The organism is Streptomyces sp. HPF1205 (assembly GCF_020400825.1).
In the GTDB taxonomy this organism is placed as follows: Bacteria; Actinomycetota; Actinomycetes; order Streptomycetales; family Streptomycetaceae; genus Actinacidiphila.
Genome location: NZ_JAINVH010000040.1, coordinates 34,768 through 48,971, shown reverse-complemented (window position 1 = coordinate 48,971; position 14,204 = coordinate 34,768). Strand labels below are relative to the sequence as shown.

Annotated in this window: 12 protein-coding genes; 4 read left to right on the top strand and 8 right to left on the bottom strand. The window is 75.0% G+C overall.

All coding sequences use genetic code 11. The annotated features are described in order from the left end of the window. The first annotated feature begins 360 nt into the window (after positions 1–360). A complete protein-coding gene (locus K7G61_RS31280) occupies positions 361–2,871 on the top strand; it encodes a glycoside hydrolase family 2 protein (protein ID WP_225850436.1) in 2,511 nt (836 codons plus the stop codon). A gap of 331 nt (positions 2,872–3,202) precedes the next feature. Here the strand turns inward: K7G61_RS31280 and K7G61_RS31275 are convergent, their stop codons facing one another. From K7G61_RS31275 to K7G61_RS31265, 3 genes are read right to left on the bottom strand one after another with little or no spacing between them, the layout of a single operon-like run. Beyond that, complete coding sequence (locus tag K7G61_RS31275) at positions 3,203–3,364, bottom strand: hypothetical protein (protein ID WP_225850435.1); 162 nt, start codon at positions 3,362–3,364, stop codon at positions 3,203–3,205. A gap of 22 nt (positions 3,365–3,386) precedes the next feature. Beyond that, complete coding sequence (locus K7G61_RS31270; RefSeq protein WP_225850434.1) at positions 3,387–3,530, bottom strand: hypothetical protein; 144 nt, start codon at positions 3,528–3,530, stop codon at positions 3,387–3,389. Between the two features lie 19 nt (positions 3,531–3,549). Continuing rightward, on the bottom strand, positions 3,550–3,702 hold the full coding sequence (locus tag K7G61_RS31265; protein ID WP_225850433.1) for a hypothetical protein: 153 nt from the start codon (positions 3,700–3,702) through the stop codon (positions 3,550–3,552). Positions 3,703–4,013: 311 nt separating this feature from the next. Between K7G61_RS31265 and lxmK the strand changes: the two genes are divergently transcribed. The 3 genes from lxmK to K7G61_RS31250 are packed head-to-tail and all read left to right on the top strand — an operon-like array spanning position 4,014 to position 7,217. Next, a complete protein-coding gene (lxmK, locus tag K7G61_RS31260; protein WP_225850432.1) occupies positions 4,014–5,138 on the top strand; it encodes a class V lanthionine synthetase subunit LxmK in 1,125 nt (374 codons plus the stop codon). A 4-nt stretch (positions 5,139–5,142) separates the two neighbouring features. Beyond that, positions 5,143–6,135, top strand: a complete 993-nt coding sequence (locus K7G61_RS31255; RefSeq protein WP_225850431.1) for a T3SS effector HopA1 family protein — start codon at positions 5,143–5,145, stop codon at positions 6,133–6,135. Further along, complete coding sequence (locus K7G61_RS31250; RefSeq protein ID WP_225850430.1) at positions 6,135–7,217, top strand: LLM class flavin-dependent oxidoreductase; 1,083 nt, start codon at positions 6,135–6,137, stop codon at positions 7,215–7,217. Before K7G61_RS31255 ends, K7G61_RS31250 begins: the two co-directional genes overlap by 1 nt. A 47-nt stretch (positions 7,218–7,264) precedes the next feature. On the opposite strand, the gene K7G61_RS37115 is transcribed toward K7G61_RS31250, so the two are convergent. The 5 genes from K7G61_RS37115 to K7G61_RS31225 all read right to left on the bottom strand — a co-directional run bounded on the left by K7G61_RS37115 (position 7,265) and on the right by K7G61_RS31225 (position 14,161). Beyond that, positions 7,265–9,661 carry a LuxR C-terminal-related transcriptional regulator gene (locus K7G61_RS37115; protein WP_225850429.1) on the bottom strand — a complete coding sequence of 799 codons (2,397 nt, stop codon included), beginning with the start codon at positions 9,659–9,661 and terminating at the stop codon, positions 7,265–7,267. Between the two features lie 135 nt (positions 9,662–9,796). Then, entirely contained in the window at positions 9,797–11,050 is a 1,254-nt protein-coding gene (locus tag K7G61_RS31240; protein WP_225850428.1) for an MAB_1171c family putative transporter, read from the bottom strand. Beyond that, on the bottom strand, positions 11,047–11,589 hold the full coding sequence (locus K7G61_RS31235; RefSeq protein ID WP_225850427.1) for a ParH-like protein: 543 nt from the start codon (positions 11,587–11,589) through the stop codon (positions 11,047–11,049). The genes K7G61_RS31240 and K7G61_RS31235 overlap by 4 nt, the downstream gene beginning before the upstream one ends. A 46-nt stretch (positions 11,590–11,635) precedes the next feature. Beyond that, entirely contained in the window at positions 11,636–12,097 is a 462-nt protein-coding gene (locus K7G61_RS31230; RefSeq protein ID WP_225850426.1) for an XRE family transcriptional regulator, read from the bottom strand. Positions 12,098–12,241: 144 nt separating this feature from the next. After that, the gene (locus K7G61_RS31225; RefSeq protein WP_225850425.1) at positions 12,242–14,161 is read right to left on the bottom strand and encodes a hypothetical protein; all 1,920 of its coding nucleotides are present in this window, start codon (positions 14,159–14,161) and stop codon (positions 12,242–12,244) included. Positions 14,162–14,204 lie beyond the last annotated feature (43 nt).

The following is a 14,204-nucleotide window of genomic DNA, read 5'->3' as shown; positions in this document are numbered from 1 at the left end:
CGCCGTCACATGTACCGCTTCACCTGCCGGCGGCGGCCAACCGTGCCACCCGAGGGCCGGGAGCAGCGGATATCCTCGTCGTGCGGGATGACCACCGGGCTCGCGGCGGCGCATCGGCCCCGCCGGGAGGGCGGCGCGAGCGGCGGCAGCGGCAGTACGACTAGACCGGTTAATGGACAACGGGGCCCGGGACGTCGTAGATTGGCCCGGGCCAATCCGTCGGGCGCCGCCCCGCGGGCCCGAACGGTGACTCCCGCGGGCCCGCACGCCGGGTGCGCGGCTCGGCCGGCGGTCGGCCGGCAAGGGCGGCGGGCGGGGCCGCGGCTCGCGTCCGTGCCATCAGTTCGTCTTGGAGTCCTCATGCTGGTCGCCTCCGCCCTGCCGCATCCGTGGACGCTGCGCGCGCTTGCCTCACCGGGCCGCCCGGAGCAGGTGCCGGCGGAAGTGGCGGGGACCGTCTTCGCCGCGCGGGTTCCGGGGTGCGTCCACAGCGACCTGCTCGCCGCGCACGCCATTCCCGACCCCTACCTCGACGCCAACGAGAAGCGTGTGTCGTGGGTGGGGCACACCGACTGGGCGTACACGACCCTCCTCTCCCCCGCCGACGACGCCCACGAGCGGACCGACCTCGTCTTCGACGGGCTGGACACCTTCGCCGAGATCTCGGTCGGCGGCCGCCCGGTCGGCTCCACCGCGAACATGCACCGCGGCTACCGCTTCGACGTCACCGGCCTCGTCACCACCGACGACACGGAACTGCGCGTGGCCTTCACCTCCGCCCGCACCGTGGCCGAGGCGCTGCGCGAGGAACTCGGCCCGCGGCCCAACGCCTACCCCGAACCGTTCAACTACGTACGGAAGATGGCGTCGAGCTTCGGCTGGGACTGGGGGCCGACCCTCGTCACCGCCGGCATCTGGCGGCCGGTGCGGATCGAGCGGTGGAGCACCGCCCGGCTCGCGTCCGTGGCCCCGCACGTCACCGTCCTCGACGCGGACCGGCACGGGGACGGGGCGGCGGGACGGGGCGGGGACGGGGCCGTCATGGTGGACGTCGCCGTCGAGCGCGCGCCCTCCGGCGCCGGCCGCGACCTTCGCGTGGTCCTGGAGGTCGCGGGTGTCCGGGCCGAGACGGTCGTGGCCGCCGGACAGGACACCGCCGCGGTCCGTGTGCTGGTGCCGTCGCCCGACCTGTGGTGGCCCCACACCCTCGGCGCCCCGAACCTGTACGAGGCGACCGTGACCCTGCGCGACGCCGGCACCGGTGAGGTCCTCGACCGGTGGCAGCGCCGGCTGGGCTTCCGCACGGTCGAACTCGACACCCGCGCCGACGCGAACGGCAGCGCCTTCACCCTCAAGGTCAACGGCGTGCCGGTCTTCGCCCGCGGTGTGAACTGGATCCCCGACGACGCCCTGCCCTCCCGCGTCACGCCCGCCCGCTACCGTGCCCGCCTGGAACAGGCCAGGGCCGCCAACGTGGACCTGGTCCGCGTCTGGGGCGGCGGGATCTACGAGGACCACGCCTTCTACCGCGCCTGCGACGAACTGGGCCTGATGGTGTGGCAGGACTTCCTGTTCGCCTGCGCCGCCTACCCCGAGGAGGGGCCGCTGCCGGCCGAGATCGAGGCCGAGGCCCGCGAGAACGTCGTGCGCCTCATGCCGCACCCCTCGCTCGTGCTGTGGAACGGCAACAACGAGAACCTGTGGGGCCACGAGGACTGGGGCTGGAAGGAGCCGCTGGCCGGGGCCACCTGGGGCCGCGGCTACTACCTGGACCTGCTCCCCCGCGTCGTCGCCGAACTCGACCCCACCCGCCCGTACTGGGCCGGCAGCCCCTGGTCGGGCAGCGAGGACATCCACCCCAACGACCCCCGCCACGGCACCACCCACCTGTGGGAGGAGTGGAACAGGCGCCCCTACGAGGGCTACCGCGAGGTCGTGCCGCGCTTCGTGGCCGAGTTCGGCTGGCAGGCGCCGCCCGCGATGGCCACGATCGTCCGCTCGGTCGGTGACCGGCCGCTGACCCCCGACTCCCCCGGCATGCTGCACCACCAGAAGGCGGCGGACGGCAACGGCAAGCTGGCCCGCGGTCTGGCCCCCCACTTCGGCGTGCCGCGGGACTTCGACACCTGGCACTACCTGACCCAGCTGAACCAGGCCCGCGCCGTCGCCACCGGCATCGAGCACTGGCGGGCGAACTGGCCGCTGTGCGCGGGCAGCGTGGTCTGGCAGCTCAACGACTGCTGGCCGGTCACCTCATGGGCCGCGATCGACGGCGACGGGCGCCCCAAACCGTTGTACTTCGAACTCCAGCGGCTGTACGCCGACCGCCTGCTGAGCTTCCAGCCGGGCGCGGACGGCCTGGAACTCGCGGTCGTCAACCAGTGCGCGGCAGCCTGGTCGGCGTCCGTGGAACTGCTGCGGGTGCGCGCCGACGGCACGGTCGCGGCGCGGGCCCGGGTGCGCGTGGTGGCGGCGGCCCGCGCGGTGGCGCGGATCGCCGTGCCCGCCGGCCTGCTCCGGGACGCCGATCCGGGCAAGGAGTTCTGGATCGCGGACTGCGAGGGGTCGCGGGCGGTGCACTTCGCGGCGGCCGACAAGGACTTCGCCCATCGCGCCGCCGACTACGACGTCGAGGTCGGCGTCGCCGGTGACACCGCGCGGATCACGGTGACGGCGCGCACTCTCGTGCGGGACCTGCTGCTGCAGGCGGACCGGCTCGATCCCGCCGCCCGTACCGACCGGGGCCGGGTCACCCTGCTGGCCGGCGAGCAGGTCACGTACGCCGTCACGGGCTGGCCGGCGCCCGACGCCGGGGCGGCGCGGGGCGCGCTGTTCTGCGTGAACGCGGTGTCGGGCGCGCCGGCGCGGTGACGATCGCCGCGGCCGTGCCGATGGCCACCCGCCGCGGCCCGCGCCGCGGTCACCGCCGCCGGGTGCGTCGTGCGGGCACGGGCGTCCCGCGCCCGCACGACGCGTGCGTCACGGCGAAGGCCGGGCCGCGACGCGGCCGGGTGCCGGTGATCCGCCCCACTGGATCAGGCGCGGGTCACGCAGGTGCTGACGCCGATGGTGCTCACCCCGGGCGCGGCGCCCGCCACGGCGGTCGTGGCACCGTGTGCCCGCTCCCGCACGATCGCCTCCGCGGAGGCGTGGCCGGTATACCCCGCGGCCGGTGGGTTCGTCGCAATCCGCCTCCGGTGGGTCAGAAGCTGACAGTGACGGTCCAGGTGACGGTGAAGGTGGTGTCGATGGTGACGGTGATGGGCGACTCGCCCTCCACCGCCGTCGTGGCACCCCGCAACCGCTCCCGCACGATCGCCTCCGTGGAGGCGTAGTTGGTGTAGCCCGCGAACAGTTCGTTCATGGCGGTCGGCCTCCTGCCGGTGTCAGTTGGACCAGGTCCAGCTGACGGTGTAGGTGATGCTCCAGGAGATCTGCTCCTCGGCGGTAGCCCCGGCCCCGGTCGCGCGCTCCTGGAGGATCGCGTGGGTCGAGGCGTAGTGGGCGTAGCCGGCGAACAGGTCGTTCACGCGGGCCGCTCCCGGCCGGTCAGGCGGTCCAGGTGACGGTCCAGGAGAAGGTCCAGGAGATGGTCACGGTGATCGACGACTCCTCGGCGGGCTGCGCCGCGGTGGTCGCCCGCTCCTGGAGGATCGCCTCGGTGGAGGCGTAGTTGGCGTAGCCGGCGAACAGTTCGTTCATGGCGGTGGTCCTCTCGTGATGTCGGCATGGGCGCCCGGCACGCCGCCGGGGCCCGGACAGGGGTCACTGAACCAGCGGGCGCGCGCCGCCCGCCATGACGGGAACCTGCCTGACCAGGACATGCCCGCCTGCCACGGCACCGTTCCGGCAGGACCCGGCAGGGACCCGCGGCCGCCGGCAGGGCCTGGCCGTACTGCCGCCGCCGGTCCGGGCCCTGCCGGCAGGATCCTGCCGTACCGCCGCCACACCGGCGGCGGCCCGCTGGAACCTGCGGTGTCCCGGGCCCGCCGCGCCTTCCTAGCGTTCCGCCCATGGATGCGACGAAGCAGGCCGCCCCGGCGACACGGCCCAGGAGCCGTGTCGTCCTGGCGGCGCCATTGGACCGCCCGGACGAGTTCGCGCGAGCGGTCGCCGCGCTCAGCGGCGCCGTACCGGTCGTCGAGGACGTACAGGGCTACGTGGGACGCAACGACAACTGGCGGGTGCCGACGACCGCAGCGGGCGACCTCTTCGTGAAGAGGCTGCGCGGGGACGCCGCCCAGGTCGACGCGCGGATGAGCCGTCTGCTGGCCTTCCAGGAGGCCATCGGCGGCGGCTCGCCCGGGGAGCTGCGCACGGTGCGCTTCCACGGCGCGGACCGCGAGCGGTCCTTGGTGGTGTACGACCACCTGGACGGCACCCGTACCGGGTCGGAGCTGCTGGCCGACGACGAGTTCGAGCCTGAGCTCGCCCGCCGGCTCGGCCGCGTCGTCGGCGAGATCCACCGGCTGCCCCGTGTCCCGGTGGACGTGGCGGACTCCGGCGGCGAGAAGGCGGCCGCGGCCTTCTACGCGCTGACCGTGGAGCAGTACGCCGACTGCAGCGGCGGCGAGGCCGAGGCGTGGGTGATGCTCCAGCACGACCGGGTGCTGATCGAGGCGCTGGAGCGGCTGCGCGGCATGTCCGCCGCGGCTCCGGTCACCGCGGCCCACTGCGACCTGCGGCTCGACCAGTTCCTGATCGACGGCCCGGCCGTGCACGTCATCGACTGGGAGGAGTTCCGCTACTCCGATCCGGCCCGGGACGTCGGGGGGTTCGCCGGGGAGTTCCTGCACCACGCCGCGCTGCGGGCCTTCGCGACGCTGGACGTGGCGGAGGGTCTGGCGCCGGGCGAGGCGCACGAGGTGATCGTCGCCGCGGGCGAGCGGGAGCTGGCGGCGGCCCGCGGGTACATCGGCGAGTTCTGGGCGGGGTACCGGGAGGTCGCCGACCCCGACCCCGGGCTGCCGGTCCGGGCCACCGGTTACGCCGGCTGGCACTTCTTCGACCGGCTGCTGGCGGGCGCGGCGCACGGCGCCATGCTCACGGCGGCCGAACGCGGTATGGCCGGGATCGGCCGCAACGCCCTCACCGAGCCTGAACGGTTCGCCTCCATCATCGGACTGCACCGGGACTGACGCCATGACGACCACTTCGCTCCACTTGCCCGAGCGGCTCGTCCGCGCCATCGACGCCCTGCGCATCGACCGCGCGGAGTGCGCCGTGACCGTCGGGGACGAGACGATCTCCTACGACGGCCCGTCCCAGCTGCGGCGGGACCTGGCCGCGGCGCTCTACCGGCACTGGCACGCCGGCACGCCGGGCAACCGCGCCGACCTCCCGCGCGACGTGCGCCGCGACACCGCCTTCGAGGACGTGCTGCGCGCGGCGACCCCGCACCGCACCAGCAGGACGGCGGCCGTCGTGCGCTCGGGCCCGCTGGACGGTCCGTTCGGCCGGCACGTGCTGATCGACGTCGGCCGGATGAGGCTGCGGATACCCGTGGCCGAGGCTCCGCGGCCGCTGCCGGGCACGGGAAGCGGCACCCATCTCGACCTGCCCGCCGTCAGGCCGGCGCTGTCGCCGGGATTCTTCCTGGTCAACGGCTCGGCCGGTGGTCCCGGCGCGGACGGCGACATCCTGCGGGTGTACGTCCACGTCGACGAGGCGCCGTCGGCTCCGGCCCTGTGGCACGCGGTGCTGACCGCCTTGGAGGCGCGCGCCGTGCCCTACCGCGCGAAGGTCCTCGCCAAGGCCCGCAGCTATCCCCGCCGCGACGCGATCGTGCTGTACCTGGGCAAGGAGTCCTGGGACGCGGCGCCCGCGGCGGTCGCCGCCGTCCGCGGGCTGCCCGGGCTGAACCGCGAGCGCCCGCTGCTGGCCGAGCCGGTGGCCGACGGCGTGTCCTACGCCTGGGAACCGAGGGACGTGCGCCCGGGCTGGAAGCGGATGAGTTTCGGACAGCACCGCACGGCGCTGGTAGCGGCAGGCGTGAGCGCGCACGTCTTCGACGGGGCGGACCTCCACCAGGCGGTCGCCGACTGCCTGGTCGAGGGCGGCGCCGACCCGCTGGCACCGCACCGCAACGCCGGCGGCCCGCGCTGGGCCCCCACCGTGTCCGGGGAGGCCGGCTGATGCCCGGCCGCGTGTCGTTCATGTTCCCGCAGCAGCCGACCGACCCGGACGCGATCGTGCCGTTCGGCAGGCTGGTCCAGGAGACCGGGGCCGCCCGCCTGTGGCTCGGGCAGTCGCTGCGCATCGAGTCGCACCCGGCGATCGCCTATCTCGCCGGGACCGGCTGCCGGATCTCGGTGGGCATGGCGGTCGGGCTGATGGTGCTCCGCCACCCGTACGACGCCGCCCTGCAGGCCCGTTCGCTGGCCGCGCTGATGCGCGAGCCCGTGGCCATCGGATACGGCGCCGCCTACCCGTCCTTCGTGCGCGGCGTCCGCGGCGAGCCCTACGCGAGGCCGGCCGCCGCAGTGGGCGAGTTCGTCGACATCGCGCGGCGGCTGGCCAACAACCAGGCGGTGTCGCACGACGGCGAGATGTTCTCGGTGCACACCAGGCTGCCGCCGATGAGCACCGCCGCCGTGGAGATCGGCGCCGGGGTGCTGCGGCCCGGCATGGCCAGGACCGCCGGCCGGACCTGCGACCTGGCGATGACCTGGCTGACGCCGCTGAACTACCTCACCGACGTGATCATGCCCGCCGTGGCCGAGGGGGCCCGCGGCGTGCAGCGGCCGCCCCGTATCGTCTGCGTCGTCCACGCGGGAGTGCGCCGCCCCGGCCGCAATCCGATGCTGCTGGCGCAGTACGGCAGCATCAGCCACCTCCAGGCCCCGCACTACACCGACATGCTCCGCAAGGCCGGGCTCGACGTGGACGCCTCCGACCCGGTGTCCGGGGCGCGGGAGCTGGTCCAGGCGGGTGTCTACCTCTACGGCAGCCCCGAGCACATCGCGCGGGAGATCGGCAGGTACCACGCCGTCGGCGTCGACGAGGTCGTCATCAACCCCAGCTCGGTGAGCAACATGTACGGTCTGCGGGCGGCGGCCGAGGACCTCACCGAGGTGTTCGCGGCGCTGCGCGAGCAGGGCCGCTTGGCCACGCCGGAAGGAACGGGCGGCGGCGCGCCGGACCCGGCCGCCGGCGCAGCAGCCGTAGGCACAACGGCCGTCGGCGCAGCAGCCGTGGGCGCCGGCCTACCGCGTTGACACGGGGCGGGTGGCGGCCGGGTTCGGCCGCCACCGGGCCGGCGGTCTCAGGAGCCGACCGCCGGTGGCGCCTGCGGGCCCGCGGCCGGCGCGGGCCCGTGCGCGGCGGCCCGTACCAGGTTGGCGACCTGGACCCGGGAGGCGCAGTCGAGTTTGCGCATCACCTGGCGCAGGTGGTTGATCACCGTCCACTCGGAGATGTTCAGCCGGTGGGCGATCTGCTTGTTGGACAGCGCGGCGGCGACCAGGCCCGCCACCTCGGCCTCACGAGGCGTCAGCCCCGGCAGTTGCCCGGGCCTGTGGGCCGCGGGCGTGCCGCCGCGCCCGGCACCCGGGGCGGTCCCCGCCACGGGTGCGCCGGCCTCGGGCCCGGGTTCGCACAGCACGTGGCACAGCAGGTCGACGAGGTCCCAGCCCTCACCCGCCTTCCACCAGCGGTCGAAGGCGTCCGGCTCCATGTGCGCCGCCAGCCGCTGCGCGAGTCGGGGAAGTACGGGCGGGCATCCGGCGGGAGCGGCCGTCCAGGACCGGTCGGTCCCGGCGAGAGCGCCGAGGACCATGGCCGTCCAGGACCGTTCCTGCCGGAAGGCGGCCGGGTGGGGGGCGCCGGCGGTGAGGGACACCGCCGAGACCACCGCCTCGGGGCCGAGCGGCCGCAACTTGGCCAGCGCCCGCTCCACAGGGGACCGCACGTGCGCGGACCGCTCCCCCGCACCGCCGGCGGCGTCCGCGGCGGCGCGCCACAGCAGGAGCACCCCGGCGGTGTAGTCGTCGCCGCCGCGGATGGCCTCGTAGAGCAGCGAACGCGACTCGGACCGCACGCGCTCGGGCTCCCCGGCCCGCAGCAGGCAGGCGAACCAGGCCGACGCGGACTGCGGCAGCCGCGTCATGTCGCCGGCCTCGGCGTCCGCCCGCACGCACCGGGCGAGGACGGTGAGCGCGTCGGCGGTCTCCTGCCGCTCGGCCACCAGCACTCCCAGCAGCGCCGAGCCGGGGTCGAGGGACGGCCGCCCGAGTGCCGCGAGGGAAGCCTCCAGCGCCTCGAAGCACACCCCGGCGCTCTCCTGCTCCCCCGCGGCCAGCAGCACACGGACCGCCAGCGTCCGCAGCGCGACGTCGGCGGCCGGTGTCGCGGGGGCGTAGTGGCGGATCGCGGTCAGCACCAGCGGCAGGAGGTCGAGTTCGGCCCACGTCCTTTGCAGCAGCGGCAGGGCGTCCAGCATCAGTGCGACCGCCGCCTCGTGGCCGCCCTCCCGCAGCAGTTCCGCCGCGGCGCGCAGCAGATTCCGCCGCTCGTACCGGAATTCCGCCAGGGCCGCCCGCTGCCCCGGCGTGCCCAGGGCGGACACCATCCGCGCGACCCGGGACGCCAGGTAGTCGTTCCGGGCCCGCCGGATAGCCGCTGACGGGACCTCGGGCCGGTTGGCGCACCAGTCAGCCGCCGGCAGGCCGGTCACCCGCACGTGGAATCGGCCGGACCCGCCGCCCGGCGCCCGGCCGGCCGGAGCGTCGCCGACCGGCGCGGTGTGGCCGTGGATCAGGCCGCCGGCGACCAGGGAGCGGGTCAGCGCTCCGATGTCACGGCCCGGCAGCACTTCCCGGAGCATGCCGACGGCGGCCCCCCCGGGGGCGGCCACGACGGCCGCGAGGACCGCCATCTCGTCGGCGGACAGCGCGGGGCGGTCGGCATCGCCCGCGCTCAGGAGGCCGACCGCTTCGTACCACGAGGCGTCGTCCTTCATCGCGGCGTCCACGGCCGCCGGCCCGTGGACGGCGACGAGTTCGGCCAGCGCCTCGACGTCGGCGGGGATGCCGAGGGAGCTCGCGCACACCCGCCCGAGGAGGCCGGCGCCGGCCTCGCCCAGTGCGGTGAGGGGAGCCAGGCGCCGCAGGCTGTGCAGGAAGAACCGCGCCACCTCGCTCCCGCGCACCGCGTCCGCTCCCCCCGCGGCCCCCACTCCCCCCGCTGCCCGCGCCGCTTTCTCGGCCGTCGTGGCGAGCGGCGGTACGTGGAGCGCGACCGTGTCGGCCAGCTGCCCCTCGTACCCGGCGGTCATCACCGCCCGGACGTCCGGCCGCTCGGCGCGCAGGGCGGCGATCTCCCGCACCCCGGCCTCGTCCAGCCGGTCCGTGCCGTCCAGCAGCAGCACGACCCGCGTCCCCGCGGCGGACCGGCCGGCCACCGTCCGGACCCGGTCGGCGACGTGGCGCGCCGACCTCGCGTCCGTGACCGCGCCCGGCACCACGACGACGCCGTCCGCGGACGACAGGAAGGCGCCGATCGCGGCCAGCAGCGTGGTTTTGCCGATGCCGGGCGGGCCGGTCACGGCGAGCGCCCTGGGTTCACCCTCGGCCGACAGCCAGGCGGCGAAGACCTCCAGCGCCCAGCTCGTGCCGGAGGTGTGGAAAGTCCTGCCGGCCTGACGCGCGAAGCCGTTCTGCACCGTTCCCCCCTCGTCGGGTCGTCCCGTGCGGGGGGCTTCGCACGGTCCGTGCCCCCCGGCACCGGCTGACGCCTCACACGATGGCGGGCCGCGATCGCGGGTGTCAACTCAGATGAATATTTACGTCGTTCGCATTCACGTGAGCTGTTCCTCGCCGGTCCGCTCCCGCATGCGCCGGCGGACGGCGCCGACCGCCGGGGAGCCGGTGAAGGCGCGCGCCACCCGGATCAGCCACGCGGCCTCGTCCTCGACGGTCTCCAGGGCCTGCCCGGGCCGCTCCGCCGGCGCGGGCGGGCGCGGGCCTTCCGGCCCCGGCCCCGGCACGCGGCCGGCCCGCCGGTTCGCCAGCGCCGCGGCGATGACCGCGGCTTCGAGCACCGCCTCGGCGTCGGCCGCGGGCGAGCGGGCGAGCGCCTCGCCGGCCCAGGCGACCGCCTCCGGCTGCTGGTAGGAGCGCAGCGCCAGCGAGCCGTCACGGATCTCGATGACCCTGCGGTACAGGGCGAACTCGGCCTCCCGCAGCCGGGGCCGGCGCACGGCGGCCCCGGGGTCCAGCGCGATCTCGGGCAGTTGGCTGTGCAGGGCCGACCACAGCGGCGTCAGGGCCCGGAACCGGCGAGCGGCGCGCAGCGGCGCGACGATCCGCTCACCCCACAGCGTCGCGGTCGCGCCGCAGGTGAAGAGCACGGCGGTCACCGCGCTCAGCGTCGCGGAGACCAGGTCCTCGTCGAGGCGCTGGCGGCCGTGGGCGAGGTTGGCGGCCACGTCGTCCAGGGTCCACAGCGTCCACACCGCCGCGACCGCGGCGGCCAGCGTCGTCAGCCGCAGTCCCGTGCGCAGCGCGCTGGGCGGGAGCCGGTGCGTATGGCCGGCCAGCGCCCGGACCAGGACGGCCAGGCACCAGCAGGCGTAGCCGGTGAACAGCGCGTTGTACGAGGCCAGGACCCAGCCCCGGCCGGCCGCCGCCACCACGTACGGCCCGCGGACCGTGACGCCCGAGGCGAGGAAGAGCGCCAGCCCGGTCGCCTGGACCGCCGCGGCGAGCCGGACCCGGCGGCGGCGCCGCGCCGGCAGCGGCCCGCCCGCCGGCCGCTCCAGCGCCGGCGCCATCAGCGCGAGGAAGGCCACCGCCGCCTCCCTGAGCTGGCAGTCGATCAGCAGCCCGCCCTCGGGCGGTGGTAACCAGCGGTCCAGCAGCGCCAGCACCGAAGGGGCGTCGAGCAGCAGCGCGGCGCCCGTGCACAGCGCGAAGCCGGCCACGTCGCGCTGCGCGGAATCGGCCCTCCCGCCCCGGATGATCGCCAGCCGGTGCACGGCGAAGCCGAGGAACGCCACCGCCGCGGGGAACACGGTCAGATCGGTGAGCCGTGCGGCCAGTTGCGCCGTCATTCCCGCGGCGCCCGGGAGCCGGGCACGAACAAGGAGCGCAGCCGGGCCTCCTCCGGGCCCGCGGGCGGCGGCGCGGCTGCGTCGGCCCGGGCGAGCCTGGCCGCCCGGTGGAGGATCAGGGAGGCGACCAACTCGGCTTCCTCCTCCTGCGGTTCGGTGTAGACGGTACGCCCGAGGACCCGCGCGACGAGGGAGGCGGGCAGGTGCGGCAGCAGGACCTCGGCCGCGGAGGCGGCCACGGCGGACGCCTCCTGGTGGCCGCACAGGATGTGGGCGGCCTCGTGCAGCTGGATGTGCTGCTGGTGCAATGGCGTGGTGTCGGCCGGATAGAGGATGCAGTCGGTGTCGTCGGTGCTGACCAGCAGCCCGCACGGCAGGTGCGGGCGGGCGGTCACCGGCACCAGCCGGATGGGGCGTCCCCGGGTCATCGCCAGGACGCCGACGAACGTCGCGGTGTCGAACGGGTTCGGCAGCGGCAGCCCGTCCACCAGGTTCCGGCACCTGTGCCACAGGCGCCTGTCGCCCCTCCCCGTCCGCACGCGCCGTTCCTCTTCGCCGTGGTCGTCGTCTGGAGGTCGTAGCGGATCAGCCGGCGGCGCCGTCGCCCGCTCCGCCCGTTTCCCTTCCGCCGCCCAGCGCGCGCTCGTGCCGCGCGAGGACGTCGATCATGTCGCTGAGCGTGCTCACGCCCGCCGGCGACAGGTTGACCGCGCGCAGGGCCACGTTGCGCACCCCGGCGTCCCGCAGCGCGCCCAGCAGTTCGAGCTCCCGGGCGACGGCCTTCCCCTGCTCGTCGTCGAAGAAGTACGCGACCGGTACCTCGAAGAAGTGGGCGAGTGCTTCCAGGTGGCGCTTGGTGGGGTTGTCCCGCCGTCCCGTGCGCAACTGCCACAGGTACGTCGCCGAGAAGCTCTCCCCGGTGCTCTCCCGGCAGGCCTGGGCGACCTCTTCGTTGCTGAAGGGCTCGCGGTTCGGCCGCCGCACGATCCGGAACAGGGCGTCGATCTTCTCCGCCAGGGAGGACGGCGACACGTCGGCATCGCCCATCTGCGCTCTCCCCCTTTGTCGCGGGCCGCCGTTGACCGTGACTGCCGTCGACCGCCGGCGACCCGCCGTGGGGTCACCGGCGATCACCCGCGGATCGGCCCGGTGGTTCAGCCTGTGTGCACCCGTCGCGGGTGCGCCTCCATCCTAGCTGACGCCGTCGTCGAAGGGGCCCCGGTAGGACGGGGTCCGGGTGCGCAGGCCGAGCCTCAGGGTGAGGCGGACACGGGAGGAGCGCGGCAGGTCCACCCGCAGCCACGGCCCGTCGACGTCCACCGACGCCGACGTCACGACGGGCGCGCGGTGGCCGTAGTCGTACATGTCGCCGATCCAGGAGGGGTCGTCGCACACGGTGTGGTCGGCTGAGCGGATGGTGTGCTCGGCGAAGGCACCGGCCTGGACGATCAGGCTGCGCGCCTGCTCGGGGTCGAGGTTGATCAGCTCCACGACGGTCGCCTCCGGGTCGACGCTGGAGACGAGGGCGGCGACGGACGGGGGCAGGCCGGGACGCCGGGCCGCCGCGTCGTAGTAGCGCACGCGTGCCTGCTGCAGGCCGCCGTTGTAGACCACTTGGGGGCCGCCCCAGGTGAGCTGGACCAGCGCCTCGGTGACCACGGGGTTGGACTGCTGCCACAGGTGGATGTCCGCCTCGGGCACGTCGGTGCCGCGGTAGCGTTCCATGCGGGCCAGGCGGTGGCGGACCTGGGCCTGCGCGGCGGCCAGGATCCGCTCCGGGTAGTCCGGGTTGTCGCCGGCCAGGTAGGCCAGCCAGGGCTCCTCGTGCCCGGCCTCCTCCTTGCTGCGGAAGGACCGGACGGTGCGCCAGTCGTGGCCGGCCGCCGTCCGCAGGTGGTCGATGCGCGCGCGGTCGGCGGCCGAGGCCGTGTGGTGCCACAGGGCGGTGGGGACCGCCATCAGCATCGGGTTGTGGTCGAACCAGCCCTCGTCCTTGTACCGGAAGGGCACGTGGAAGGTGGGGGTGTGCACGTCCTCGGCGAGCTGGGGAATCCACTTGGAGCGGATGCTGGAGTCGGCCTCGGTGAACGCCATCACCTTGCCGCGCGAGATCATCTCGTCCAGCGCGGGGCGCACCAGGTCCAGGTACGAGTCGTCGCCGGTGACGCCGGCGCCCGCCAGCGCGGCCACGATCGCGGCGTGCCCGACGCTGTACCAGCCGTGCGGCCAGGACCAGCCGTAGTGGCCGCCGTACCAGCGGCCTTCCAGCAGGCCGCCCACGGTGCCGTCGGGAGCGACGTTGTCGGGCAGGACGCCGCCGTTGGCGGCCGCGCGTTCGCGCCAGGCGTCCACGTACCGGGTGATCCAGTCGGCGTAGCGCTGCTCGCCGGTGAGGATCCAGGCGTTGAGGACCAGGCCGGTGGCCGAGAGGTTCACGGCGGTGTCCCCCGTGCCCATGCGGCGGCGCATCTCCTCGCCGAGCCGGGGGTCGGCGTCCAGCGGGGGTTCCGGTGTGCCGGGCGGCAGGATCCAGTCGAGCGGGAAGCCGTACATGTCCGCTTCCTTGGGCAGCCACGGGTACGCGTCGCCGTCGAACAGGCCCTCGCGGGACGGGTCGCTGCCGTTGTGGGGGCGGCGGATGACGCGGTGCTCGGGGTCGTAGTTGCCGTGGGCGGGGTCGACGTACAGCTCGGCGAAGCGCACGGCGCGCCGCCGCCACCGGTCGGGGGCGGCCATGCACAGGAAGTACAGCAGCAGCAGGCTCTCGCCCTGGTGGAACCAGTCGTAGCCGCGCTCGTACTCGTCGTGGAGCATGCCCATCTCGGTGAGCTGGCGGGTGACGCCCTCCCAGTGGCGCTCGGCCTGCTCCAGCAGGTCGTCGGCGCCGCCGAGCAGGTACAGCTGGGGCCAGTTGAAGAAGACCTCGTAGAAGTCGTCGACGCCGTCGCGGGTGGTCAGGCCGCCGGTGTAGCGCAGGCGTCCGTCCGGGCCGGTGAAGTCGCGGGCGAAGCCGCGCCAGGCCCGGTCGAGCAGATCGAACAGCGCGCGTTGCGCCGTCGCCCAGCCGGGCGGCTCCAGCAGCGGCACGGAAGCCGTGATGACGGGAAGCATCAGAGGTTCTCCAATCCAGGCATGGCGGCGCGCCCCGCGCCCG

Coding starts and splice junctions, on each gene's coding strand:
- K7G61_RS31250 (WP_225850430.1), top strand. CDS start 6,135: ATGCCCGGCCGCGTGTCGTTCATGTTCCCGCAGCAGCCGACCGACCCG.
- lxmK (WP_225850432.1), top strand. CDS start 4,014: ATGGATGCGACGAAGCAGGCCGCCCCGGCGACACGGCCCAGGAGCCGT.
- K7G61_RS31280 (WP_225850436.1), top strand. CDS start 361: ATGCTGGTCGCCTCCGCCCTGCCGCATCCGTGGACGCTGCGCGCGCTT.
- K7G61_RS31230 (WP_225850426.1), bottom strand. CDS start 12,097: ATGGGCGATGCCGACGTGTCGCCGTCCTCCCTGGCGGAGAAGATCGAC.
- K7G61_RS31225 (WP_225850425.1), bottom strand. CDS start 14,161: ATGCTTCCCGTCATCACGGCTTCCGTGCCGCTGCTGGAGCCGCCCGGC.
- K7G61_RS31240 (WP_225850428.1), bottom strand. CDS start 11,050: ATGACGGCGCAACTGGCCGCACGGCTCACCGATCTGACCGTGTTCCCC.
- K7G61_RS31255 (WP_225850431.1), top strand. CDS start 5,143: ATGACGACCACTTCGCTCCACTTGCCCGAGCGGCTCGTCCGCGCCATC.
- K7G61_RS31275 (WP_225850435.1), bottom strand. CDS start 3,364: ATGAACGAACTGTTCGCGGGCTACACCAACTACGCCTCCACGGAGGCG.
- K7G61_RS31265 (WP_225850433.1), bottom strand. CDS start 3,702: ATGAACGAACTGTTCGCCGGCTACGCCAACTACGCCTCCACCGAGGCG.